At 45.1% G+C, this 23816-nt stretch carries 28 protein-coding genes, 1 pseudogene and 1 riboswitch; of the genes and pseudogenes, 23 read left to right on the forward strand and 6 right to left on the reverse strand.

Annotation, left to right across the window (positions count from 1 at the left end; genetic code table 11):
- Window positions 1–103, forward strand: a pseudogene (locus tag SLS51_RS11385) (IS1595 family transposase); the annotation flags it as partial.
- 363 nt (window positions 104–466) lie between these two features.
- On the opposite strand, the gene SLS51_RS11390 reads toward SLS51_RS11385, so the two are convergent.
- The 3 genes from SLS51_RS11390 to SLS51_RS11400 all read right to left on the reverse strand — a co-directional run bounded on the left by SLS51_RS11390 (window position 467) and on the right by SLS51_RS11400 (window position 3741).
- Window positions 467–1981 carry a trypsin-like peptidase domain-containing protein gene (locus tag SLS51_RS11390; protein WP_323838382.1) on the reverse strand — a complete coding sequence of 505 codons (1515 nt, stop codon included), beginning with the start codon at window positions 1979–1981 and terminating at the stop codon, window positions 467–469.
- A 422-nt stretch (window positions 1982–2403) separates the two neighbouring features.
- A complete protein-coding gene (locus SLS51_RS11395) occupies window positions 2404–3000 on the reverse strand; it encodes a molecular chaperone TorD family protein (protein WP_323838384.1) in 597 nt (198 codons plus the stop codon).
- A gap of 468 nt (window positions 3001–3468) precedes the next feature.
- A riboswitch (cobalamin riboswitch) is annotated at window positions 3469–3654 on the forward strand.
- A complete protein-coding gene (locus tag SLS51_RS11400) occupies window positions 3619–3741 on the reverse strand; it encodes a hypothetical protein (RefSeq protein WP_255562387.1) in 123 nt (40 codons plus the stop codon). It overlaps the preceding riboswitch by 36 nt.
- 14 nt (window positions 3742–3755) lie before the next feature.
- Between SLS51_RS11400 and SLS51_RS11405 the strand changes: the two genes are divergently transcribed.
- The 21 genes from SLS51_RS11405 (at window position 3756) to SLS51_RS11505 (ending at window position 21453) form a co-directional block, all read left to right on the forward strand.
- A complete protein-coding gene (locus SLS51_RS11405; protein WP_323838386.1) occupies window positions 3756–5138 on the forward strand; it encodes a cobyrinic acid a,c-diamide synthase CobB in 1383 nt (460 codons plus the stop codon).
- Window positions 5135–6094, forward strand: a complete 960-nt coding sequence (cbiB, locus tag SLS51_RS11410; protein ID WP_323838388.1) for an adenosylcobinamide-phosphate synthase CbiB — start codon at window positions 5135–5137, stop codon at window positions 6092–6094. The genes SLS51_RS11405 and cbiB overlap by 4 nt, the downstream gene beginning before the upstream one ends.
- Before the next feature lie 14 nt (window positions 6095–6108).
- On the forward strand, window positions 6109–6741 hold the full coding sequence (locus SLS51_RS11415; RefSeq protein ID WP_323838390.1) for a cobalt-precorrin-8 methylmutase: 633 nt from the start codon (window positions 6109–6111) through the stop codon (window positions 6739–6741).
- Window positions 6738–7874: a cobalt-precorrin-5B (C(1))-methyltransferase CbiD gene (cbiD, locus tag SLS51_RS11420; RefSeq protein ID WP_323838392.1), complete on the forward strand. Its 1137-nt coding sequence runs from the start codon at window positions 6738–6740 to the stop codon at window positions 7872–7874. The genes SLS51_RS11415 and cbiD overlap by 4 nt, the downstream gene beginning before the upstream one ends.
- Window positions 7871–8473: a cobalt-precorrin-7 (C(5))-methyltransferase gene (locus tag SLS51_RS11425; protein ID WP_323838394.1), complete on the forward strand. Its 603-nt coding sequence runs from the start codon at window positions 7871–7873 to the stop codon at window positions 8471–8473. Before cbiD ends, SLS51_RS11425 begins: the two co-directional genes overlap by 4 nt.
- The gene (locus SLS51_RS11430; protein WP_323838396.1) at window positions 8463–9032 is read left to right on the forward strand and encodes a decarboxylating cobalt-precorrin-6B (C(15))-methyltransferase; all 570 of its coding nucleotides are present in this window, start codon (window positions 8463–8465) and stop codon (window positions 9030–9032) included. The genes SLS51_RS11425 and SLS51_RS11430 overlap by 11 nt, the downstream gene beginning before the upstream one ends.
- Complete coding sequence (locus SLS51_RS11435; RefSeq protein WP_323838398.1) at window positions 9025–9798, forward strand: cobalt-precorrin-4 methyltransferase; 774 nt, start codon at window positions 9025–9027, stop codon at window positions 9796–9798. Before SLS51_RS11430 ends, SLS51_RS11435 begins: the two co-directional genes overlap by 8 nt.
- Complete coding sequence (gene cbiG, locus SLS51_RS11440; RefSeq protein ID WP_323838400.1) at window positions 9779–10840, forward strand: cobalt-precorrin 5A hydrolase; 1062 nt, start codon at window positions 9779–9781, stop codon at window positions 10838–10840. The genes SLS51_RS11435 and cbiG overlap by 20 nt, the downstream gene beginning before the upstream one ends.
- Window positions 10834–11559, forward strand: a complete 726-nt coding sequence (locus tag SLS51_RS11445) for a precorrin-3B C(17)-methyltransferase (protein WP_323838402.1) — start codon at window positions 10834–10836, stop codon at window positions 11557–11559. Before cbiG ends, SLS51_RS11445 begins: the two co-directional genes overlap by 7 nt.
- Window positions 11556–12341, forward strand: coding sequence for a cobalt-precorrin-6A reductase (locus SLS51_RS11450; protein WP_323838403.1), 786 nt, complete (start codon window positions 11556–11558; stop codon window positions 12339–12341). Before SLS51_RS11445 ends, SLS51_RS11450 begins: the two co-directional genes overlap by 4 nt.
- A gap of 13 nt (window positions 12342–12354) precedes the next feature.
- Window positions 12355–13149: a sirohydrochlorin cobaltochelatase gene (gene cbiK / locus SLS51_RS11455; RefSeq protein WP_323838405.1), complete on the forward strand. Its 795-nt coding sequence runs from the start codon at window positions 12355–12357 to the stop codon at window positions 13147–13149.
- The gene (locus tag SLS51_RS11460) at window positions 13149–13862 is read left to right on the forward strand and encodes a cobalt-factor II C(20)-methyltransferase (protein ID WP_323838407.1); all 714 of its coding nucleotides are present in this window, start codon (window positions 13149–13151) and stop codon (window positions 13860–13862) included. The genes cbiK and SLS51_RS11460 overlap by 1 nt, the downstream gene beginning before the upstream one ends.
- A gap of 189 nt (window positions 13863–14051) precedes the next feature.
- On the forward strand, window positions 14052–15590 hold the full coding sequence (locus tag SLS51_RS11465) for a cobyric acid synthase (RefSeq protein WP_323838557.1): 1539 nt from the start codon (window positions 14052–14054) through the stop codon (window positions 15588–15590).
- Window positions 15587–16132, forward strand: a complete 546-nt coding sequence (cobU, locus tag SLS51_RS11470) for a bifunctional adenosylcobinamide kinase/adenosylcobinamide-phosphate guanylyltransferase (RefSeq protein ID WP_323838409.1) — start codon at window positions 15587–15589, stop codon at window positions 16130–16132. Before SLS51_RS11465 ends, cobU begins: the two co-directional genes overlap by 4 nt.
- The gene (gene cobS, locus SLS51_RS11475) at window positions 16129–16875 is read left to right on the forward strand and encodes an adenosylcobinamide-GDP ribazoletransferase (protein WP_323838411.1); all 747 of its coding nucleotides are present in this window, start codon (window positions 16129–16131) and stop codon (window positions 16873–16875) included. Before cobU ends, cobS begins: the two co-directional genes overlap by 4 nt.
- A 292-nt stretch (window positions 16876–17167) precedes the next feature.
- The gene (locus SLS51_RS11480; protein ID WP_011147202.1) at window positions 17168–17518 is read left to right on the forward strand and encodes a hypothetical protein; all 351 of its coding nucleotides are present in this window, start codon (window positions 17168–17170) and stop codon (window positions 17516–17518) included.
- Entirely contained in the window at window positions 17508–17801 is a 294-nt protein-coding gene (locus SLS51_RS11485; protein ID WP_323838414.1) for a hemolysin XhlA, read from the forward strand. Before SLS51_RS11480 ends, SLS51_RS11485 begins: the two co-directional genes overlap by 11 nt.
- 324 nt (window positions 17802–18125) lie before the next feature.
- The gene (locus tag SLS51_RS11490) at window positions 18126–18743 is read left to right on the forward strand and encodes an adenosylcobalamin/alpha-ribazole phosphatase (protein WP_323838416.1); all 618 of its coding nucleotides are present in this window, start codon (window positions 18126–18128) and stop codon (window positions 18741–18743) included.
- Between the two features lie 4 nt (window positions 18744–18747).
- Window positions 18748–19797, forward strand: a complete 1050-nt coding sequence (gene cobT, locus SLS51_RS11495; protein ID WP_323838417.1) for a nicotinate-nucleotide--dimethylbenzimidazole phosphoribosyltransferase — start codon at window positions 18748–18750, stop codon at window positions 19795–19797.
- A gap of 338 nt (window positions 19798–20135) precedes the next feature.
- Window positions 20136–20615 carry an Hcp family type VI secretion system effector gene (locus SLS51_RS11500; RefSeq protein WP_011147197.1) on the forward strand — a complete coding sequence of 160 codons (480 nt, stop codon included), beginning with the start codon at window positions 20136–20138 and terminating at the stop codon, window positions 20613–20615.
- A 7-nt stretch (window positions 20616–20622) separates the two neighbouring features.
- Window positions 20623–21453 (forward strand): DUF4225 domain-containing protein, encoded by an 831-nt coding sequence (locus SLS51_RS11505; RefSeq protein WP_323838419.1) that lies wholly within the window; start codon window positions 20623–20625, stop codon window positions 21451–21453.
- Here SLS51_RS11505 and SLS51_RS11510 read toward each other — a convergent pair.
- The 3 genes from SLS51_RS11510 to SLS51_RS11520 form a co-directional block, all read right to left on the reverse strand.
- Window positions 21441–21845 (reverse strand): hypothetical protein, encoded by a 405-nt coding sequence (locus SLS51_RS11510; protein WP_323838421.1) that lies wholly within the window; start codon window positions 21843–21845, stop codon window positions 21441–21443. The two genes, SLS51_RS11505 and SLS51_RS11510, sit on opposite strands and share 13 nt — an antisense overlap.
- Before the next feature lie 64 nt (window positions 21846–21909).
- Complete coding sequence (locus tag SLS51_RS11515; RefSeq protein WP_323838423.1) at window positions 21910–22311, reverse strand: hypothetical protein; 402 nt, start codon at window positions 22309–22311, stop codon at window positions 21910–21912.
- A 55-nt stretch (window positions 22312–22366) separates the two neighbouring features.
- Complete coding sequence (locus tag SLS51_RS11520) at window positions 22367–22771, reverse strand: hypothetical protein (RefSeq protein ID WP_323838424.1); 405 nt, start codon at window positions 22769–22771, stop codon at window positions 22367–22369.
- Between the two features lie 370 nt (window positions 22772–23141).
- Here SLS51_RS11520 and SLS51_RS11525 point away from each other — a divergent pair, with 370 nt between their 5' ends.
- Entirely contained in the window at window positions 23142–23789 is a 648-nt protein-coding gene (locus SLS51_RS11525; RefSeq protein ID WP_323838426.1) for a hypothetical protein, read from the forward strand.
- Window positions 23790–23816 lie beyond the last annotated feature (27 nt).

Raw genomic sequence — 23816 nt, forward strand, 5'->3', positions numbered from 1 at the left:
GCGCTTTAACCTTAAAAAAACATTCGAACAGCTTATTTATTCATGTATCCGGGCAGCACCTATACCTGAGTATTTACTCAAGCTAGCTGAGATTCGATGGTAATCAGGAAATATTAAGAAGATAGCCTTGCTGGTCGCAATGCTGTGTTGTTTTTATCTCAGGAGAGCGAGCATTTTATTGCAGGATAAGCGAAAATAACGCCTTGGTGGAGGATTACATCGGGTTAATGAGGAAAATGGATGGCATTATGATTCATAATAAAAGAAACAAACCCCGTTATTTTCAACGAGGTTTGTCAGCGGTCTGGCGGAGAATGTCTTACGACATTCTCCGCTAACTTTACTAGTGATAGCTTTCGACAATGTATTAAACCATTTCGTCAAAATCTATCGAAATAGGGCTTTGATTTATTAGCGCTGAGTTTGTGGGGATTTCTCAGCGCAAATGCAGGCCCATTTTAAAAATTTATTTTTGTTCTCCAAAATCCTCAAAAAATATTGCACCTATGTTGCCTGCTTGATCTAAGCCATACATACAAAAGCGTATTGGAGAGTCTTTCTTTTTAATCGTAATCGGTACTCTTCTATAAGTAGAGTAATTTTTATAATCATCGCATTTTGTCGATTTTCTTGGGCCTGCTTTATAACGTATATCAACAACTTCCCAAGGTCTAAATCTGAGGTCGATAACCCAGCTATCATTTGTTTCAAAAAGTAATGTTGAATCCGGTCTTATTCCCGGAAGGGTGTTATCAATTTCACGTAATTTTATTGATGCGTTAGATGTACTCTGCCAGCGTTTATTTGCAGAATGTTGCCCAATGACACACATGGTATATATCCCTTCTTTGGAAGGAACGGTAAGTTTTTCCAGCGGTTGTGTCGTGACTGGAATAGGTTTGCTGTATCCTTTAGGATCGGTACAGTCAACATTACTCGCAAGTCCTCTTTTATAGCGAATATTATCAAAACCCTTCTCTGCAAGGCGTAAATTCCAGGTGACAGGTTTGTTGTTAACGGTACCCTTTGTAATTAATGGGCCGCTGGCGTTAATAGTGATCCCTTTGCCATCATCAAATTGACTTAAATCCAGTTTTCCATCAGGAGTAAATGCACGTGCAATTTTATCAATAGGCATATAATAGCTGGCACCTGCACGAGAGGAACTGTGATCGATAATAAATTCACAAGGCCGGTTAAGACCGCAACCCCAGTAACTTCGATCGACGGTGGTATTTAATACACCAATTATCTTGGATTGATCTTTTAACATAACCGGTGAACCCGAAGTTCCTCCCGCAACACCGGCGCAATTAACCGCAGCGGCCGGAGACCAAGCCCATATACCTTCATACACAAGCGAGGCTTTTCCAGTAATGTTGCAAGCTGAATAGCGTAGATAGCGTTTATCACCATCTATGCCATTGACCGGAATGTGAGCAAGTTCAATCGGCTGACTTTCTGATGGTTCGTGATCTTTTTGTAAGGTTACCGGCACTATTCCGCGCTTTGCCAACTCACCATACGTTGCTTTAAGTCTGAAAACCGCAAGGTCGCCGCCTTTCATTGTTGCGTATAAAACTCTATCAACATCAACAGGTTGGTGTTCATTAATTAAGTCAATGAAGTAGTTTGGCGTGTATGTCCAACCTGGGCCTACAGGTTGATCAATAATGACTTCATTGGTATCTAATGAAGAATCAAAACAATGGCCCGCGGAAAGAATAAGTGCTTGTTGATTGGCATCAGGGGTTTCTGAACCGGCAATAAGTGTTGCGGTACATTGGCCGCGACCGCTCAGTTTTCCGACATGCTTAAATCGCTCAGCGCCCGGATCGGTAGATTTTAATAGTGGAGCTTCGTTGCTGGTATTGTCTTGCAGATCAGCAAGATGCTCGCTGTTATTTTCGGGAAGTGCGTGTGCGAAATAACTTGCTGACACAATCCCTGTAATAAGTGTAGCTAAAAAAATTTTCTTCATATTTTTACCTCGTGTTGTTTACATTGTTAATCTTTCCATGTAATGGAAACAGACATTCAATGAAATAAAGTTTATGGCTAAGTTTTTTTTAGAAATTTAATAAATCCTCTATATGAGTATTTAATGTTTACTAATTTATGAATTAATAGACAGTTTTTTTAGCGCATAAAATCATTCTATTGGCTGCCTGTTATCCATAGCCAATTATAAATAACATAAAAATCAGCTAAATAGTTTTATATACGACAATAGAGCTATAACGTTCAATGGAACGAGAAAGGGTTATAAAGATTTTTCTGGTATAAATTCGTTGTTATAAAGGATGAGTTGATTAAATGAGAGTTGAACGCCGGGAGAGTGTATATTTATTAGTTGTTATTAAATTTATCACCCGGAGCATTTGTTGTGGAATAATAAAAGTGTTAGCAAAATAATTCTAATCTTGTCGGAATGAGTTTTAATTCAGTTTGCAGTGTTTTTAAATAGTCAATAGCAATAGTGGCTAAAATGGGATAAAAATCATTTTCTAGTTTGGTTGTCTGCATCAATTCCAGATAACGGTAAGCCCAAGGTAGTAAGTGCTGTTCTAATAATGTACGTGCAGCAGGTTTATGCCCTTGTTCTAAAATATAAACTAAGGCCAGCAGCATCAAACCGAATTGATCTTCGGGTTCCCGTTGTTCACTGGACATGACGATATTTTGTTTTGTCAGAAATTCTCGATAAGCCAGCGTGCTTTCACCTGATAACGCGTTTTCTCTGTCCAGATAAACCGATCCCCAAGGTGGGGCTGGCATAACACCTTGCCCTTCTAACAAGATGGAGTAGTCATATTGTAGAGATTCGGCTGAGAAGGTCGCGAGCTTTTTCGTCAGGTTTCCTATTTTGCGATTATTTGACCAGGGAAATAATTTATCAATGTCGATAAGCAATGGAATTAGTGGGCGGACTTGTTCTGATTTCGGTGAGTAATAAAAACAGGCGCCAAGAATACGAGGTATGGAGGTATATAATAACATAGGTAGTTCTCATTGTGATTTGTGGTTATACAGATGATGTAAGGAACGATTTTATGATAAGAAACATCATAAGCTTATGTGATATGAATAGATAGTTGATTATGATCAATGATTAATCTGTTGCTATGTTGTTACCATCTTTATCACCAGATTGATGGTGATTTTTGTTATAAAGCGCATAAGTTTATCGCCGAAAATAATAAAATTAGCCGCTTTATTGGTGTGAGAAATATATATTTAATCTGCATTTAAATTCAATGAATTTAATAAGGTTATTATGGTAAAAATGAATATCATTAGTTATCTAATAATTAATAACTTGAAAAGTAGACCACGTTAAAAATAAATAAACCCTATGGATTTCAAGATGCGTCGCGGCGGCAAGGGAGCGAATCCCCGGGAGCATAGAGAACTATGTGACCGGGGTGAGTGAGTGCAGCCAACAAAGAGGCAACTTGAAAGATGACGGGTATAAACCGCCGTTAGGTTAATACCACACCTTAATGGTGTGGTTGGGAAGGAGGTGAAAGTCCTCCGCAGCCCCCGCTGCTGTGATGCTGACAACTCCGCTGATGCCACTGGTCGGAAAGACTGGGAAGGTTGCGGGGAAGGGTGAAGCTAAGCCAGAAGACCGACCTGACAGGCACGAGACATTAACTCCTTCGGTGGGAAGCGAGTTGTCATCCAAGTGGTGTGCGCGGTGTTGGCACGTCTTATTGGCGCTCCTTTTCCGATCGACATATCGGGAATTTTCTATGCAATGGTCAGGTAGGAAGGCATTTGTTATCGCGGGTACGGGTAGTGGCTGTGGTAAGACTACGGTTACCCTTGGCATTTTGCGGGCATTGATGTTGAGAGGGTTGACTGTCCAGCCGTTTAAAGTGGGGCCGGATTATCTGGATAGCGGCTGGCACAGCTCTGTGTGTGGCGTAGCATCTCGTAATCTTGATGCATTTATGCTGCCAACCGCGACGCTTAATGGTCTTTATAATCAGCATATGCGTCATGCTGATGTCGCGGTCATTGAAGGTGTGATGGGGTTGTATGATGGTTATGGTACTAACCCAAATTATTGCAGTAGCGCTGCAATGGCTAAGCAGTTGGGATGCCCGGTGATTTTGTTGGTGGACGGCAAGGCCGTATCGACGTCTGTTGCCGCCACTGTTCTGGGTTTTTGTCGTTTTGATCCCTCTTTAACGATTGCGGGCGTCATTGTGAACCGCGTCAATTCTGAAAATCATTTCGAACTTATTCGTCACGCGATTGAACATTATTGTGGTGTGCCGGTGTTAGGGCGTTTACCCGTGATGAAGGATGTGTCGTTGCCGTCTCGTCATCTTGGCCTTATTCCAGCCCAAGAGCAGGTTGACAATGATGCTCGCTGGCAGCGGCTGGCTCAGCAAGTGGAGGCGCATATCAATCTTGATCGTCTGTTGGCGCTTTGTGATTGTCCTACTTTACCCGAGGGTGAGGCACCATCATTGCCTGATCCCGCATTGGCAGACGGGTTGACGCTAGCGTTGGCAGATGATGAAGCCTTTAATTTTTATTACCCAGATAATCTGGAGATGTTGGAGCGGGTGGGGGTACGTATTCACCGTTTTAGTCCGCTGCATGATCGCCGTTTACCCGATTGTCAGATGATTTATCTCGGTGGGGGCTACCCGGAAATATATGCCGCTAAGTTGGCCGCCAATAGTGCCATGCGGGAAGCTTTACAGGATGCGCATTGTCGTCAAGTTCCCATTTATGCTGAATGCGGTGGCCTGATGTACCTTGGCAAATCGTTGACTGATGGGGAGGGGGAGCGCCACCAGATGGCCGGTATTTTGCCGGGGGAAAGCCATATGGGTACGCGGTTGATGCGTTTTGGTTACTGTCAGGCACAGGCCCGTTTTGACACTTTGCTGGCCGCGGAAGGTGAGATTTTACGGGGCCACGAGTTTCATTATTCTGATTTTATCAGCTCAGTGCCTTCAGTCTTTGACTGTACTAAATGGCGTGACGGGATGGCAATACAGCAATGGGCCGGAGGCTATCAGGTACAGCAGACACTGGCTAGTTATCTTCATATCCATTTTGCTCAGCGTCCTAGTCTGCTTGATCGCTGGCTGAGGTCTGCGAGGAGGTTATTGTGACACTTGCTGCCTGGTTTGCTGCTTTCTTGCTCGATAGCTGGTTAGGTGATCCGCCGCATTGGCCTCATCCGGTGCGTTGGATTGGTAAGCTGATTTCTTTGGTACAGCGGGCGGTTCGGCGCTGTTGTCACAGTGAACGAGCATTGAAAGTTGGTGGAGCAGGGCTATGGATAGTGGTTGTTGGGCTGACTTGGTTGGTGAGTTGGGGATGCTTGTGGCTGATGAACGCCATTCATCCTTGGGTCGGCTGGCTGGTCGAAGTGTGGATGATTTATACCCTGTTGGCTGGCCGTTGTCTGAGTGACACCGCGCTAGAGGTACATGGTGTATTGCAACAGGGCTTATTGGATGAGAGTCGCCAGCAATTGTCATGGATTGTCGGGCGCGATACTTCTCAACTGGATGCACCGCAAATCACGCGCGCAGTCGTGGAGACGGTGGCGGAAAACAGCGTTGATGGGGTTATCGCTCCACTGTTTTTCCTGATGATTGGTGGTGCGCCGTTGGCAATGGCTTATAAAGCGATTAACACCCTTGATTCAATGGTGGGGTACAAAACTCAGGAATATCGCGCCATTGGGTATGTTTCTGCTCGCATGGATGATCTGGCGAATTGGTTACCGGCGCGGCTGAGTTGGCTGTTGTTAAGTGCGGCGGCTTGGTTCATTCGGCTTGATTTTCGTCAGGCACTGCGTATTGGCTGGCGTGATCGTTATCAGCATACCAGTCCTAATTGTGGCTGGTCGGAAGCGACGGTTGCGGGAGCGTTGGGTATCCGCCTTGGTGGTCCGAGTTGTTATTTTGGTGAACGAGTAGATAAACCCTGGATGGGTGATGAACGCCGTAAAATTGCGCTGACGGATATCCCGCTCAGCATCTATTTGATGATGATAGCTTCGCAACTGGCCTTACTGTTGTTTGCGCTGTTGCGCTTACTGTTGGTCGGTATGGCTTAAAAAAGGGCAACAATATGAACTACCTCCAGAAACCTCAGCAAATTGAACAAAATAGCTTCGCAATCATTGGCGATATTATTGCCAGTGAGCGCCCCGATTATCGTTTTGTTGATGAGATGCAAGAAGCGGTGATTAAACGGGTGATCCACACCACCGCAGATTTTGACTGGTTGGATATTTTATGGTTCTCGCCGGGTGTGCTGGCCCGCATGACAGAGGCATTGAGTCGGGGATGCACTTTGTATACCGATACGACGATGGTTCAGTCCGGTATCAACAAAGCACTGTTACATCAGATGGGGTGTGAATGCCGCTGCTATATCAGTGATCCGCGCGTGGTCGAGATGGCGAAAGCGCAGAGTATCACGCGTTCTATGGCCGCGGTAGACGTCGCACTGGCGGAAGCAGGGGACAAAATCTTCGTGTTCGGTAACGCGCCAACCGCCCTGTTCCGCTTGCTGGAAAGGAAGGCTTCACCATTGGCGGTGGTTGGAGTGCCTGTCGGTTTTGTCGGTGCGGCGGAATCGAAAGCTGCTTTGATGCAAAGTGAACTGCCTTGTATCGCCGCCGCAGGTCGTAAAGGGGGAAGTAATATCGCGGCGGCGATTATCAATGCCATTCTGTACCGATTGCAGGAGGCACAATGAGTGACACCATGCAACTAGACAGCATCTGGCATAACGGTAAGCAGTATCGCAAAGGTTATACCACGGGTTCCTGTGCTACCGCTGCCGCCAAGGTTGCCGCATTAATGGTGCTGCGTCAGCAAGTTATCGATCACGTTTCTATTGTTACCCCTTCTGGTGTGACATTACGCCTTAACGTTGAGCAGCCGCTGATTGAAGGACAGCAGGCGACCGCCGCTATCCGTAAAGACGGTGGCGACGATGTAGATGCCACTCATGGCATGTTGATTTTTGCTCGTGTCACCTTGTGCGATCACGGTGAGATCCATCTGCGGGGCGGGGAAGGTGTTGGCACGGTTACCCGTAAAGGTGTGGGATTGCCGGTAGGCAGCGCGGCCATTAATCGTACACCGCGTCAGACCATTGAGGCCGCGGTACGGGAAGCTATCGGCCCTTTACGGGGCGCGGAGGTGGAAATTTTCGCGCCGGAAGGGGAAGAGCGGGCAAAGAAAACTTACAACGGGCGATTGGGGATACTGGGCGGCATTTCTATCATTGGTACTACCGGCATCGTCACGCCAATGTCGGAAGAGAGTTGGAAACGTTCGTTGGCGATAGAGCTGGAAATGAAACGTTCGGCGGGTGCTGAAAAGGTCATTCTGGTGCCGGGCAATCACGGTGAGCGTTTTGTGCGTGAACAATTGGGGCTTGACGGTCAGCTAGTGGTCACCATGAGTAACTTCGTGGGTTACATGTTGCAGGAAGCGGTGCGGCTTGGGTTCCGCCATATCATGTTGGTGGGACATCCCGGCAAACTGGTGAAAGTGGCCGCCGGCATTTTCCATACCCACAGTCATATTGCTGATGGCCGCATGGAAACGTTGATTGCTTATCTGGCACTGATGGGAGCGTCGCAGGAATTACTGTTGGAGGTGAGTCACTGCGATACCACGGAAGCTGCAATGGAATTGATTGCAGAACACGGCTTGCAAGCGGTTTATGACCGCATTGCCGAACGCATTTGTGAACGAATGAGTGAAATGTTGCGTTTTGCGGTTAACCCGCCGCGCTGTGATGCCATCATGTTCTCCTTTGATAATCAGATACTTGGCACCAGTCGCCCATTAAATGACATTTTGGAGGCAATGCGATGATCACCGTAGTGGGAATTGGTCCCGGCGATACTGCGTATCTGATACCGCAGGCACAGCACTCTATCACTGAGGCGGAGGTATTGGTCGGCGGTAGACGCCATCTGGAGATATTTAGCGGCATTACCCACGAAACCCGCGTACTGGATGCTGATCTTGCCAGTTTGCTTGTTTGGCTACAGAACAACAGTACACGCCGGATTGTGGTATTAGCGTCTGGTGACCCGCTGTTATATGGCATTGGCAAATTATTGTCTGAATATTTTACCGCAGATGATCTGCGCATCATTCCGGGTATCAGTTCAATTCAGTATCTGTGTGCCAAAGCTGCGCTGGATATGAACGATATCTATCTGACCAGCAGTCACGGGCGTACCCCGGATTTTGACTGGCTTTTGCAACACGACAAAGTAGGCATGGTAACTGATGGGCGCGTCGGTCCGCGGGCAATTGCGGAGGCCATTATTGAGCGTGGCCTGAGCCGTACATTGATTATTGGTGAAAACCTCTCTTTGCCTAATGAGCGTATTCACCGTCTGCGGCCGGAAGCGGTGGCGATTGACTATGACATGAATGTGGTGGTGATCCTAAATGAGAGATGATGAATTTTTACGCGGACAGAAAGTGCCGATGACCAAAGAACCTGTACGTGCATTGGCGCTGGAGCGGCTGGAACTCAATGATGCCAGCCAATTGATTGATGTGGGCGCGGGTACGGGCAGTGTGGCATTGGAGGCGGCGTTATGCTTCCCGGCGCTGACCGTTACTGCCATTGAACGCAACCCGGCGGCACTGGCCTTGATTGAGGAGAATCGTCAACGACTGGGTTGTCATAATGTGGAGATTATTGCAGGAGAAGCTCCGTTAGCATTGGATGTGATGGCGGATGCCGTGTTTATTGGCGGCAGTGGCGGGCAATTGACTGCCTTGATCGATTGGGCGCTGGATCACATGTACCCCGGTGGCCGTCTGGTACTGACTTTCATTTTGTTGAATAACTTGAATGATGCATTGGAACATTTGCGGACCTGTCAGATAAGTCAATTGGAGTGCATACAATTACAAGCATCTACTCTGGCGACCTTGGGTACCGGTCACTATTTCAAACCGAATAATCCGACTTATCTGATTTCCTGTTACAAGGAGAAGATCGATGTCTGAATATTTTGATCCTCGAAAAGTGTGGTTTGTCGGGGCCGGACCGGGTGACAAAGAGCTAATCACCCTGAAAGGTTACCGTTTGCTGCAACAGGCGCAGGTGGTGATTTATGCCGGTTCACTGATTAATACCGAACTGCTGGATTATTGCCCGCCGGAGGCTGAGTGTCATGACAGCGCCGGCCTGACGTTGGAACAGATTGTTGCACTGATGGTTGATGGTGTTCGTGCGGGTAAATTGGTGGTGCGACTGCAAACCGGCGATCTCTCGTTATACGGTTCCATACGTGAACAAGGGGAAGCTTTGACCGATGCGGGCATTGGCTTTGTCTCGATACCGGGTGTCAGTGCGTTCCTTGGGGCTGCCGCGCAATTAGGGGTGGAGTATACCGTACCGGAAGTGGCGCAAAGCTTGATCATTACCCGGATTGAAGGGCGCACGCCAGTGCCGCCGCTCGAACAACTGGAATCCTTCGCGGCCCATCAAACGTCAATGGCGATTTATCTTTCTGTACAGAAAATGAGACATGTGGCTGCGCGTCTTCAAGCTGGTGGCTATCCGGCAACGACGCCGGTCGCGGTGATCTACAAAGCGACTTGGGATGAAAGCTTAACCGTGCGCGGTACGTTGGCGGATATCGCTGAAAAAGTACAGGCAGCGGGTATTCGTAAAACCGCGTTGATTCTGGTCGGTGCTTTTTTGGGGGAGGAGTACCACTATTCCAAGCTTTATGATGCGGGGTTTAGCCATGAATATCGCCGGGCATGAGTCGATTGCGGTGTTCTGTCTGACGCCGGGCGGGGTCAGACTGGTACGTCGGTTGAAAACGCATCTTCCTCTGACCTGTTTTACCAGCGAAAAGTTGTTGGAGCCGGGGTTTACGCCTTTTAATGGCAGCTTTGGCGACACGTTGCGCGAGGCATTTAAACACTATTCAGCGTTGGTTGTGGTGGCGGCGCTTGGCATCACGGTACGCCTGCTTGCGCCACTCATAAACGACAAAATGCATGATCCCGCCGTGGTGGTGATTGATGAAGGGGGTCAGCATGTGATTAGCCTGTTATCCGGTCATGTGGGTGGCGCTAATGCATTGACTCACCATTTGGCGGAGTTGCTAGGAGCTGACCCGGTGATTACGACAGCTACAGACGTTAACGGGATGGCGGCGTTGGACACTCTTGCCACGCAATTAGATGCCGATATGCAGGATTTTCGCCATGTGGTGAAGGTGATAAATCAAATGCTGGTCAGTGGTCAGAAAGTGGGGCTGTGGTGGGATGAGCCACTACTGAGTGAACGCGAGCGGTGTGATACCCGAGGGTTTGTCTCGGTAGCGTGTCTGGAGGAATTGCCCGCGCTGGATACGCTGGTGTGTATCACATTGCGAGATGCATTGCCGGAGTTGTCTCTACCGGTTTACAAACTGGTGCCGAAGCGTGTGGTGGCCGGGATCGGTTGTCGCCGGGATACGCCATTGCAAACAGTGATTGAGCTATTGCAGCAGCAGATGGCGGAAAACCATTTCGATCTGATGGCGTTACGTGCCATCGGCAGTGTTGTGATTAAAAAGGATGAACCCGCGCTAAATCAGCTTGCACAGCGCTGGGGTGTGCCATTTGAGTTGTTCAGTGTTAATGAATTAAGTCTTCATGAGCAACGTTTTCCTGCATCCGATTTTGTCCGCCAGACCGTGGGGGTTGGCAGTGTTTCACAACCCGTCGCTTGGTTGATGAGTGAAGGAAAATTGGTTGGTCGGACCTTGCGTCAGCAGGGCGTCACTATCACTTTGGGGGTATCACAATCATGTTAACAGTAATCGGTATTGGACCAGGCAATGAATCCATGATGACGCAGGACGCGATTGCAGCGATCCAAGAAGCGGAAATTATTGTCGGCTATAAAACCTACACCCATTTAGTTAAACATCTAACGATGGATAAAGAAGTGATTAAGACCGGTATGTGCAAGGAGATTGAACGCTGCCAGAAAGCGATCGATCTGGCATTGTCCGGCCGTAAAGTCGCGTTGATCAGCAGCGGTGATGCGGGAATTTATGGCATGGCCGGCTTAGTACTGGAATTGGTTTGCCAGCAACAGTGTGATCTTGAAGTTAAATTGGTCGCCGGGATCACCGCCAGTATTGCTGCGGCGTCGTTATTAGGCGCGCCGTTGATGCACGATTTTTGTCATATTAGTTTAAGTGATCTGCTAACGCCGTGGCCGATGATTGAGAAACGTATTATTGCCGCCGCACAAGCCGATTTTGTTATCTGTTTTTATAACCCACGTAGCCGTGGCCGGGAAGGACATCTTGCCAAAGCGTTTGAACTTATGCGGCCGTGGAAAGCGGCACAGACACCGGTTGGCGTAGTAAAAGCGGCGGGACGTAAAAAACAGGATAAATGGATCACTACTTTCGGCGAGATGGATTTCTCCCCGGTGGATATGACCAGTCTGGTGATCGTTGGCAATCAAACAACCTATTGCCGTGATGGATTGATGATCACGCCACGGGGGTATGAATTATGAGCCATCCGGCTATCCATGTTTTCGGTGGTACCAGCGATGCCCGGTTGCTCTGCCAGGCATTAGACGCAGCAGGAGCAGGTTATCGTCTCTCTGTTGCGACTGATGCAGGCAAACAACTGGCGGGTGATATTCAGGGAGAGGTGGTGGTGGGGCGAATGGATGCCGAGGCGATGGTGGATTACTTTGATCAGCATAAGGTACGTTGGGTGATTGATGCTTCTCATCCTTACGCAGATGCACTAAGCCACAACGTGCTCACAGCGTGTCGTCGTTTGTCACTGCGGCTGACTCGTTATCAGCGTCCCAGTGAGATTGACTTACTGAGCCATCCACTGTTGCACAAAGTAAATAGTATCGAGGCGGCTTGCGACGTTGCCCGGACACTAGGGCAACGGATCTTGCTCACCACCGGCAGTAAGCAATTGGCGCTGTATCAGCGTTTACTACCGGGAAAAACGTTGTTGGTACGGGTATTGCCGACCGCCGAGGTATTGATTCAGTGTGAAGCGTTAGGATTGGGGGTCGATCATATTATCGCGTTGCGTGGGCCATTTACGGCGGAATTCAATCATGCAGTGTATGAATTTTGTCACCCTGATGTGGTGATCACAAAAGAGTCCGGGGCCGAGGGGGGATATCAACAGAAAGTCGCGCCCTGCTTGGCACTCAATATTCCCTGTATTGTGGTGTGCCGTCCTACACAGACTTTACAGGGAGATGAAGGAGAGCAGATTAGTTCGCTGGATGAGTTTGTCCAACACCTAGCCAGTTGGCAGGAATAATGAGGGCAATAAAATGAAAAAAGCACTATTAATCATCAGCTTTGGTACCAGCTATCATCAAACCCGACAAAAGAATATTGATGTCTGTGAACAACAATTGGCCGCAGCTTACCGTGATCGCGATCTGTATCGTGCATTCACCTCAGAGATGATCATCCGTAAATTAAAAAAACGTGATGGTCTACAGGTGGATAACCCACGTCAGGCGTTGGAGCGTTTGGTCAACGAGGGGTATCAGGATGTGGCTATTCAATCCCTCCATGTCATCAACGGTGACGAATATGAAAAGATTGTCAGTGAAGTGCGTACCTTTAGTGATCATTTCCAACGATTAGTGGTGGGTACGCCGCTGCTTAACCGTTTTGCTGATTATCAACAACTGCTTATTGCCTTAAAAAGTCAGATGCCGCCGTTAGCCGAAGATGAGCGGGTGGTGTTTATGGGACACGGTGCCAGTCACCATGCCTTTTCTGCCTACGCGTGTCTTGATCACCTGATGAATTCACATGATTTCCCGGCGTTGGTTGGCGCGGTGGAAAGCTACCCGGAAATCGACCATATCATCATCCGCTTGCGGCGGCAGGCGATACGTAAGGTACATTTAATGCCATTAATGCTGGTGGCCGGTGATCATGCGATTAACGATATGGCATCGGACGAACCGGATTCGTGGCGTTCTCAATTAGAAGCTGTTGGGATAAAAACCCAGTCTTGGTTACAGGGGTTAGGTGAAAATCCGCTGATCCGCGAAATGTTCGTTCAACATCTGGCGGAAGCAATACAGGCAGAACAACAGGAGGTGGTGTGATGAATGGAAGACTTTATGCGATAGGTGTTGGTCCGGGAGCCAGTGATTTAGTTACCGTACGTGCAGCTCGAATACTTGCTCGCCTTGATGTGCTTTATGCACCCGCTGGACGTAAAGGGGGGGATAGTCTGGCGCTCTCCATTGTGCGTGAATACCTGTTACCCCACACGGAAATTCGTACCTGCCATTTTCCGATGAACAGTAATGGTGACGAGAAACAGGTGGTATGGGATGAAGTGGCGCAACAACTGCAAGATGAAGTCGCCAAAGGGCGGCAAGTGGGTTTTATCACCCTTGGTGATGCCATGTTATTCAGTACTTGGGTCTTTTTGCTGGCGCGAATTGGTCGGCAAGAGTGGCTGGAAATTGTCCCAGGTATCACCTCTTTTGCTGCGATTGCCGCGCGTAGCGTATTACCACTGGCGATGGAACAGCAATCAATGGCGATAATGTCTTGTACTGCGCCAGAAGCTGAGCTGGAGCAGGCATTGCAAACGCATGATTGCGTGGTACTGATGAAAGTCTATAGCCGTTTTGCCGCCGTGAGTACATTGTTGGCACGCCTGAATCTGTTTGAACATGCTTTATTGATGGCGGATGCGACATTGCCAAGTGAGCAGTGCTGGTGCCGTTTGGATCAGGTGGATGCTGATCAAAAATTACCTTATTTCTCCACCATTTTAGTGAATAAACAATGGCATACTGAGAAATAAGTGCTGGTATGGTAGCAAAAATATTCATTGGGTTGGCAATGGTGGCGAATATTGACAAATTGGATACATTGATCGCCGGGTCAACCCTTTCCATCAGGTAAGGCGTGATTGCGAACTAAGATCGCTGCTCTATAAAACTGAGGAGCAGCTTTTTGCTCTGCTACACCAATAATTGAAGGAGATAGCATGATGGGCTTGTCTTTAATGTTGCAGGGTACGGCATCTGATGTTGGAAAAAGTGTATTGGTTGCGGGATTGTGCCGTATCTTTGTTCAAGATGGTTATCGCTGCGCACCGTTTAAATCACAGAATATGGCGCTGAATTCTGGTATCACTATTAACGGTGAAGAGATGGGAAGGGCGCAGATTTTTCAAGCAGAGGCAGCGGGTATTGAACCGGATGTACGGATGAATCCAGTATTGCTTAAACCCACCAGCGAGCGTAAAGCGCAAGTGGTGTTAATGGGAAAAGTGGCTTGTAGCATGAATGCGGTGGAGTATCACCAGTATAAGCCCAGTTTACAGCAGCAAATTTGCGAAGTTTTTCACAGTCTGGCGAGTGAATATGACGTCATTGTGTTGGAAGGGGCTGGCAGTCCGGCGGAGATCAATCTGCGAGATCGAGATATTGTCAATATGGGGATGGCGGAGATGGTTGATGCCCCTGTGTTGTTGGTCGCGGATATCGATCGCGGCGGCGTATTTGCGGCCATTTATGGCACATTGGCACTGCTACGCCCGGCGGAGAGAGCGCGGGTAAAAGGGGTGATCATCAATAAATTCCGAGGTGATATCAGCCTGCTCCAGCCGGGTATTGAACAGATTGAAGTTTTAACTGGCGTGCCTGTATTGGGCGTCATGCCTTGGTTGGATATTGATCTGGAAGATGAAGACGGCGTAGCGCTACAAACGGGCAAATATGATGGCGCGACAGAAAAGGCGCTGGATATTGCCGTGATTCGTTTGCCTCATATTGCTAATTTTACTGACTTTAATGCGCTGGCGGTGCAACCGGATGTTCGCTTGCGTTATGTGACTCAACCATCCGCGTTGCAGCCGTCGGATTTGATCATCTTGCCCGGTAGCAAAAACACATTGGGAGATTTGCAATGGCTGAGACAGAACGGGTTAGCGGATGCCTTGTTAACGGCACATCAGGCTGGTGTTCCTGTTATCGGTATCTGCGGTGGTTATCAAATGCTGGGGAAACGGATCATTGATGGGGTGGAGTCGGGTATTGAACAGATGGATGGCCTTGGATTGTTGGATATGGAAACCTGTTTTGCCCATGAAAAAGTAACGACTAGGGTAAACGGTAACAGCTTGTCAGCATTGCCGGGCTTGCTGTCAGACTGCGTTGAGCAGCCTATTCGCGGTTATGAAATTCATATGGGCAACTCGATACTGGGAGCGGATGCAACCCCGTTTGCCTGTATTACCGAGCGTAACGGCCAATCGGGTGGTTGGTGTGATGGCGCGGTTAATCGAGCAGGCAGTGTGATGGGCAGTTATATTCATGGCTTATTTGATAGCGCTAATTTTACCCGAGCTCTGCTTAACGCTTTGCGTCAGCGCAAAGGATTGGCGGATTATCAAGGGGAAATACTGGATTATACCCACTACAAACAGACTCAGTTTGACCTTCTGGCGAAAGCCATGCGCGAACATCTGGATATAGAACGGATTTATCAATGTATGAAAACTCATCGACAAGGTTCGGTTCCGTGATCTTAATCACTGGCGGGGTTCGAAGTGGTAAAAGTGTGCTGGCAGAGAGACTGGTGGCACAAGCGAGTGAACAGGTGTTATATATTGCGACTGCCGTAGTGACAGACAGTGAAATGGCCGAACGTATACAACTGCACCGCGAAAATCGGCCGGCTCATTGGCGTACATGGGAAGGTTATCGCGATCTCGGTGCAGTTATCACGACGCAAACCCGACCGGGAGAAGCGGTTATCTTGGAATGTATCACCACCTTAATTACCAACCTATTATTTGAGCAAGCTGGAGAGACGCCACCTGAACAAATGGACTTTGCTGTATTAGAGGTGGGGATTCAGCAACAAATTAGCGATCTGTTAGCGGCTTGTGCCCGCATGACTTCCCCGATATATCTGGTTACTAACGAATTGGGAATGGGTATTGTGCCGGAGAACCGTCTGGCCCGCCATTTCCGCGACATTGCCGGAAGGGTTAACCAGCGGCTGGCGGCGGCTGCCAGTGAAGTATTTTTGATGGTATCGGGCATTGAGGTAAAAATTAAATGAGCCTGCGTTTGTTTCTTGCCACCTTACAATTTATGACCCGCATTCCAGTACCATCACGCTGGACACAGGGAGTGGAAATCGATCAGTACGTGCGAGGTATAGCGAGTTTCCCACTGGTTGGATTAATCGTCGGTGTGCTGGCGTCGGCGGTTTTTACCTTGCTGGCTCCCTGGAGTGGCGCACCCTTGGCGGCACTGGGTTACGTATTAGCGCTGGCGCTGTTAACCGGGGCTCTTCATCTTGATGGTTTAGCGGATACCTGTGATGGCGTATTTTCTGCCCGTAAGCGGGAAAGAATGCTAGAGATTATGCGTGATAGCCGTTTGGGAACAAATGGTGGATTGGCGTTGATCTTGCTTATTTTGGCGAAAGTGCTGGTGGTGAGCGAATTATCTCTGCGTGGCGCTCCCATGCTAATGGCTTTGACTGCGGCATCTGTTGCCGGCAGGAGTGCGATTATCTTGTTAATGTACCGCCAGCGTTGTGCTCGTGAAGGGCGTGGCTTGGGGAATCTCTATATCGGTCGGGTTAACGGTTATCAGGCACTGTTGACATTGTTAGGTGGGGCAATATTGATTGCTCTACTGATGCGCTGGTCTGGTGTGTTGGCATTGGCGATTACGCTGTTGGTTATCGGGTTGCTGGCGGTGTATCTGCACCGCCGTTTAGGCGGTCAGACCGGTGATACCCTTGGTGCATCGGTGGAAGTTGGGGAGTTGGTGTTTTTACTGGCGCTACTGTGAGTAATTGCCTGGCAAAATACCCAACCCCTATTCTCGCTAAGTGCAGCCAACAAAGAAGCAATTTGAAAGATGACGGGTATATACCCTATGGATTTCAAGATGCATCGCGACGGCAAGGGAGCGAATCCCCGGGAGCATAGAAAACTATGTGACCGGGGTGAGTGAGCGCAGCCAACAAAGAAGCAATTTGAAAGATGACGGGTATAAAGATATACATACGTTGGGAGCGTGGTTCCCCTTTGTTTATAAGTTAAGAAACCCATTAAACGAAAACATTTATAATAGTGATTAAATGAAAGACAAAAACAAACTTATTAAGAAGTTGGAAACAATAAATGCTGATACTTTCTTCAAGTTCTTGGACGCGAAGAAAGTAACTCGAATATGCCCGATGTGCCACAGTGTTGGTGAGCAAGTTATTGCTGAGACAAGCAAAGCTGCGGTTGCTGACTTGCTTCATGGGCAATCGGTTAGCAAAACATTTGTTACTTTTTTCAGACACGCACCAGAACAACCTACCGACAGTGATGCTAATTATTATTATAAACTCAGCTGTGATAATTGTGGCTATATTACCACTCATGAAGTCAGATCTGTGCTTCATTGGTTGAGTCAGCAAGAGAAGGAATCTCATGATGAGTAATATATCTTATATGAATAGTACCAAACGTAAAGGGGGTGATGATATGGATACTACCCGTAATGATGGCGGTGATGGCGGCAGTTTAGAACCAAGAGTGGCGCGTCTTGAATCAGATGTCATGCAAATAAAGATAGAGTTAACCAAGCTAACAACTCGATCTGAAGAGTTTGCGACAAAAGGCGATCTACATAAAGAAATCAGTGCACGGACGAAGTGGTTAGCTGCAACCATAATTGGTACCGCTGGGTTGGCATTAGCTGTGGCTCGTTATTTGTTTGGGTGAAATTTCTGGTAGACATTTTGTGAGTGTATCCAAACTGGATAGCGGGTAGTACCTTGCTGATGTTCGCCCGCAAGGGCAAGCATATTCGTAAGTGCTTCGGCACAAAGTCCGAAGCGCAACAGTATGAACGTTGGGTAATCGCTACCCAAAACGGTATTAAATCAATGATTCCTAATCTAGCAAAAAGGCTGGCGAGACATGTACTACGACACACATTCGCAAGTCATTTTATGATGAATGGGGGTAACATGCTAAAAAACGAGTCTGAATCTACGTGTTTCTGAATTAACTGCTCTAAAAAACATCTGAGGTAGAGTAACAACAATGCGACTATTTCTGGTTCGGCACGGTCAAACAGAAGCGAATCTGAGCGGTGTTTTCTGTGGGATGACAGATGTGGAGTTGACTGAAACGGGGATCAATCAGGCTCGGCAAGTTGCCCGTTATCTATCGGCAGTGACATTTTCGCAAGCGATAAGCAGCGCGTTACGGCGGGCGCGTCATACTGCGGAGATTATTCTGGCCGGTCATTCGTTATCAGCTACCATTGATACGCAACTCAATGAGATGCATTTCGGCGCATGGGAAATGCGCCATCACCGCGATTTGCAACATGAAGACGCAGAAGCTTGGGCTGCTTGGTTAGCCGATTGGCAACAGGCATCCCCGACTGGCGGTGAAACTTTCTCAGCATTTGCGGCCCGGATAGAGAACGTGGTTCAGCAACTGTTGACACCAGAAAGTCAGAATAATCTGTTGCTGGTTGCTCATCAGGGAGTATTGGGCTTATTACTGGCGCGTCTGCTGGCTATGCCGCCTGCTGCTATGTGGCACTTTCATTTTGAACAAGGAACATACAGTGTCGTGGAAATCCAACATGGATTTACTACCTTGCGAACATTTAATAACCGGACTGACTGGCAGCTTGAGACACGGAAATAACATCATGCAAACACTTTCATCGATCATTAATGCGATTGTGCCGTTGGATAACATTGCTATGGCGCATACTGCTGCCTGGTTAGATGGGCTGGTTAAACCAACAGGCAGCTTCGGACGTCTGGAGCATCTGGCGATTCAGCTCGCTGGCATGCGGGGATTATCGGGTCATCATATTGATCGTAAGCAGATTATTGTGATGGTTGCTGATCATGGGGTTTATGACGAAGGCGTGACCATATCGCCCAAATCAGCAACGGCTATTCATGCGCAGAATATGATGAAAGGGATTACCGGTGTTTGCGTGTTGGCGGCAAATGCGGGAGCTGATGTAAAAGTTGTGGATGTGGGCATTGACAGTGATCCTGTGCCGGGATTAGTGAACATGAAGGTGGAGCGTGGCAGTGGCAACATTGCTCAAGGGCCGGCAATGAGCCGCCAGCAAGCCGAAGATTTGTTATTGGCAAGCGCATGTTTAACGCTGGAACAGATTACAAATGGCGTGCAACTGTTTGGTGTGGGCGAATTGGGTATGGCGAATACCACACCGGCGGCGGCTGTGGTCAGCGTCTTTACGGACAACGATCCACAACAGATTGTCGGCATTGGGGCTAACTTCCCAAGTGAACGCCTGCATCATAAAGTGGCGGTTGTGCGACAAGCGATTGAAATCAATCGGCCTGATGCCAGAGATAGCATTGATGTATTGGCAAAGGTTGGTGGTTATGATTTGGTGGGTATGGCGGGCGTAATGCTTGGTGCTGCCTCTGTCGGGCTGCCAGTGATTCTGGATGGTTTTCCTTCTTATGCGGCGGCGCTGGCCGCTTGTCGAATTGCACCCGATGTGCGTCATTACCTGATCCCTTCGCATTTATCGGCAGAGAAAGGCTCAATTATTGCGTTGCAACACCTGCAATTAGAGCCTTATTTGCATTTGGACATGCGTTTAGGGGAGGGGAGTGGCGCTGCGTTGGCTATGCATCTGGTGGATGCGGCTTGTGCGATGTATAACAATATGGGGCTACTTGCTGAAAGTAATATTGTGTTGCCGTTTTAGTTGTCAGGATAATTTGATAACCCGCATTAATAAAAAAATAAAATCGTTATATTCAGACCTGTCTTGAATAATAACTTTAAGTATTTCAGGTAAATATATCTCGTAATATTTTCTTGCCAATGACTTCCATCATACGTAGTTGTTTTGGGTTTCAAGGTTGATTTAAGTAGAATATTTACAGTGTTTAAATGTTATTTCTAACACTAAAGGATTAACGAAATTTTCCTTGTCATGAGTTTTATCACATTCTTTGGAAATGAAGCCAATATTTATATTATATTTCTTCTCAAGATAATATATATTCATGTTTTTGAATATTGACTAATTGATGGTTTTCTATGGCGAATATAATCTATTTGGAAATTAAGGGTGATAAGCAAGGTTTGATATCACAAGGATGTTCAACGGTTGATTCTATTGGTAACACATGTCAGCTTGGTCATGAAGACCATATATTTGTTTATGAATTGACTTCCAATATAACCAGAGGTCAACATGTTAACCATCAGCCAGTTGAGATAAGAAAGCCAATAGATAAATCTTCTCCTCTTTTGGGGTTGGCTATAACGAATAAAGAATCGTTGCAATGTATTTTTTATTTTTACAGAACATCCACTAAAGGTGGTTTAGAGCTCTATTATAAGATAAAACTCACCGGCGCATATATATGTGCATTGAATGGATTTTATCCAAATTCATCTACGCATAATGAATGTCAGCCACAGGAGAGTTTATCTTTGATGTATAAATCAATAACGTGGGAACATATTATGTCCGGCACCAGTGCATATAGCATATGGGAAGACAACGTTTACTGAGGATTTTATGAAAGGGATATCTCATCTTTCTTATGATTTAAATAATTACGCTTCGTCATTGAAGCGTAAAGCACACTTGGCTGCCAGCTTTTTTATAGAAGATAGCCAATTGAGAATGTCATATTTAAAAGAAATTGATGACTTTGTTAATATAAAAACACGTGAATTTAAAAATACATTTGATGTAAATGAAAAAAAGAGATTGGTTTATGCAGTAAAAGATGAATATGAAATAACGGAAAAAGAATATCAGGCTTTAAGGCGTAAGGATTATACCAAATATATTGTAACCGATATATTTGAAGATCAGGGCGTAGTTAAATACGCAAAAATAGGCGGTGGGGTTGTTGCTGGTATTGCTCAAACAGCTGCTGGTATTGCTGTAATTAATTCAGGGAGAATTGTAAGATCTAAAAGGGTTCAATTAATGGGTGCTGTGCTAGTTGCTCATGGAGGTAGTAATTTTTATGAGGCTATTAGTCCGATCCTTTATGAGAATCAAAAAATAGGTTTGGTTAGGAAAGGTTATCGATATGCCTCTCATGCTTTAGGTTATGGTGATGATGTAGCTGATGTTGCTTATAGTTCAGTTGATCTCGTAGCAAGTTTATATGGGACTTATGGAGTGCTCAAGCTTAAACCGGTTAAATCCAAGAATAATATATCAGGAGGCTATTCTGTCAAGCCGGGGACAGGGAAATTGTTCAGATATATTAATTCGGATCTTGCCAGAAAATGGCAGCTAACACCAAAGCCTATGTTAACCATTCAAGTATTAAGTAGTGGATATAAAGTCAAACTTTTGATAGATGACATAAATAAACTTCATGACGATTGAAATTTATTTTTTATTTTAAAACGAATATAGAAAATTAACAATTTTGAACCTGTAATTAAATTACAGCTAACGGAGAAGCTGTAATAAATAAAAGCAGAGATCGCAAAGAATAAGTAAATTGAAAACATTAATGGCACTCCATATGCCATATCACTGAAAAACATACCTAATATCATAAATAAATAAATTGTGGTTAAATATATTAAAGGTATGGCGATTTCTTCACCTATAAGTAATAGATACTGACAAAAACAATCTGTTTTGCTCTGGTATTTATCATAAATATCAGGTTCGTCTTTATATAAGATAATAAAGTTTCGCTTTATCTTAAGTAATTCTTTTAAGGTGAATCCACTATTTAATATTAATTTTCTTAAGTCAATTAGGTTCATTTATTCATGCTCGATTTTATTTGGTTTTATAATTAGTTGTTTTTATCATATTTTATTGGTTAACTCAAGGATTAAATTTGTTTTTTATTTTAAAACGAATATAGAATATTGCTAATTTTAATCCTGTTATGAAATTACAGTTAACGGAGTAGCTGAAATAGAATAAAGCTGATGTCGTTATTGATAAGTAAACAAAAAACATCAATGGAATTCCATATGCTTTTCCACTGAAAAACATTCCTGATATTATAAATAAGTTAATTAGTGTTGAATATATCAATGGTATGGCGATTTCTTCACCTATAAGTAACAGATAACGATAAAAGCAATCTGTTTTACTTTGGTATTTATCATAAATATCAGGTTTGTCTTTATATAAGATAATAAAGTTTCGCTTTATCTTAAGTAATTCTTTTAAGGTGAATCCGCTATTTAATATTAATTTTCTTAAGTCAATTAAATCCATTTTTTTAAACTCGTTTTCTAACTCTATAAATTTTTTACCATAACATGCTTATTTCTTATAACTGTTTGAGTTGTTCTTTTATTTTTAGGCGAGTATAGAAAATGATTAATTTTATGCATAGGGTGAAAGGATAATTCTGACAAAAACGTTTATAACATAAACATGTCATCGTCACAATAACATAAATAAGTGATGTAAATGGAACCATAAACCATGCATTATCATACAGTTCTATTAATATGAACACTATATACCAAGCAGTTATATATAACACAGGAAAACCTACTTCTCCAGCAAATAATATTATAACGTTGTAAATATTATCGCTTTTTGTATAAGTTTTTATAAGATACCTTCTTTCATCATCGTCAAGATTTTTAAAGATCCTTTGCATCATAAGAAGCTCTTTAAATGTGAATCCGCTACTGAGGGTTAATTTTCTTAATTTTTCCAAATCCATCTATTCAATCCCATAATATTTTGTTGATATAATGAATTAGTGTAACATAACTATTATACCTAATAAATGCTTTCTTTAGATCTGTTTTTAGAAAATTTGTTGTACTCAGTAGTATGGTACTGCCATTGTAATAGAAATGAGAGAAAAAAATGTTATCAGAATAGATAATGAGGAAAAAACAGTATCTGATTTTGGCTATTACATGATTGAATGAAAAATTATATACGATAAATTTGTTTATCGTATTCCTTTTACTTCACTGACAAATTTCAATATTTAACTGTTCGTGGGAAGTGTTAAGTTAAATTTTACAGGTAAAACTACCTATTATATATATTACTAAACAACAGAAATAATAAGGGAAAAAATAATGTCATTGAAAAAAACTATCTCTATAGCTCCTCTTGGAACCGTTGAGATTTATAGTAATAGCGATATTGTAATGCCAAGTGTTGCCCCAACGGCAATTATAAAAAACAAGAGTATGGTACCAATCAGGGCTATCAATTACTGGGCTGGTTTGATTGGAGATTATCAGCAGTATAGTCATGTTGATGTTTATCCTAGCGAACTTAAAATATTCGTAGGACCAAAAGAACTTTTTTACCGCTATAAAGTTGTAGTCTCCAATCTTAGCAATACCGAAAATGCAGAAATTGAATTTGTAATGGACTCTTTGTGGAAAAAATATGGAATGCCAACAAAAATGGTATATATGAATTCTAACGAGCCATTTGAATTTTATAGTAAGGGTAATGCAATATTCCCCACTGATTTCGCTGACGCAATTATAAAAAACAATAGCGTGGCATATATTAGGGCTGTAAATTTTTGGGCTGGTCCACTTGGGAATTATAATATGTATAGCTATGTTGATATTTCCCCCGGTAAGACTGAAATACTTGCATCACCTCCTAATATGATTAATTACTATAAAATTGTATTCACCAACATGAGTAACTATGTTCAAAATGTAGAACTTGAAGTTATATCGCATTTATTGTCGGGCTATGATTAATAAATCAGGGGGCAGGTTCTGGCCTGC

This window comes from Photorhabdus africana (genome assembly GCF_035181445.1).
In the GTDB taxonomy this organism is placed as follows: domain Bacteria; phylum Pseudomonadota; class Gammaproteobacteria; order Enterobacterales; family Enterobacteriaceae; genus Photorhabdus; species Photorhabdus laumondii.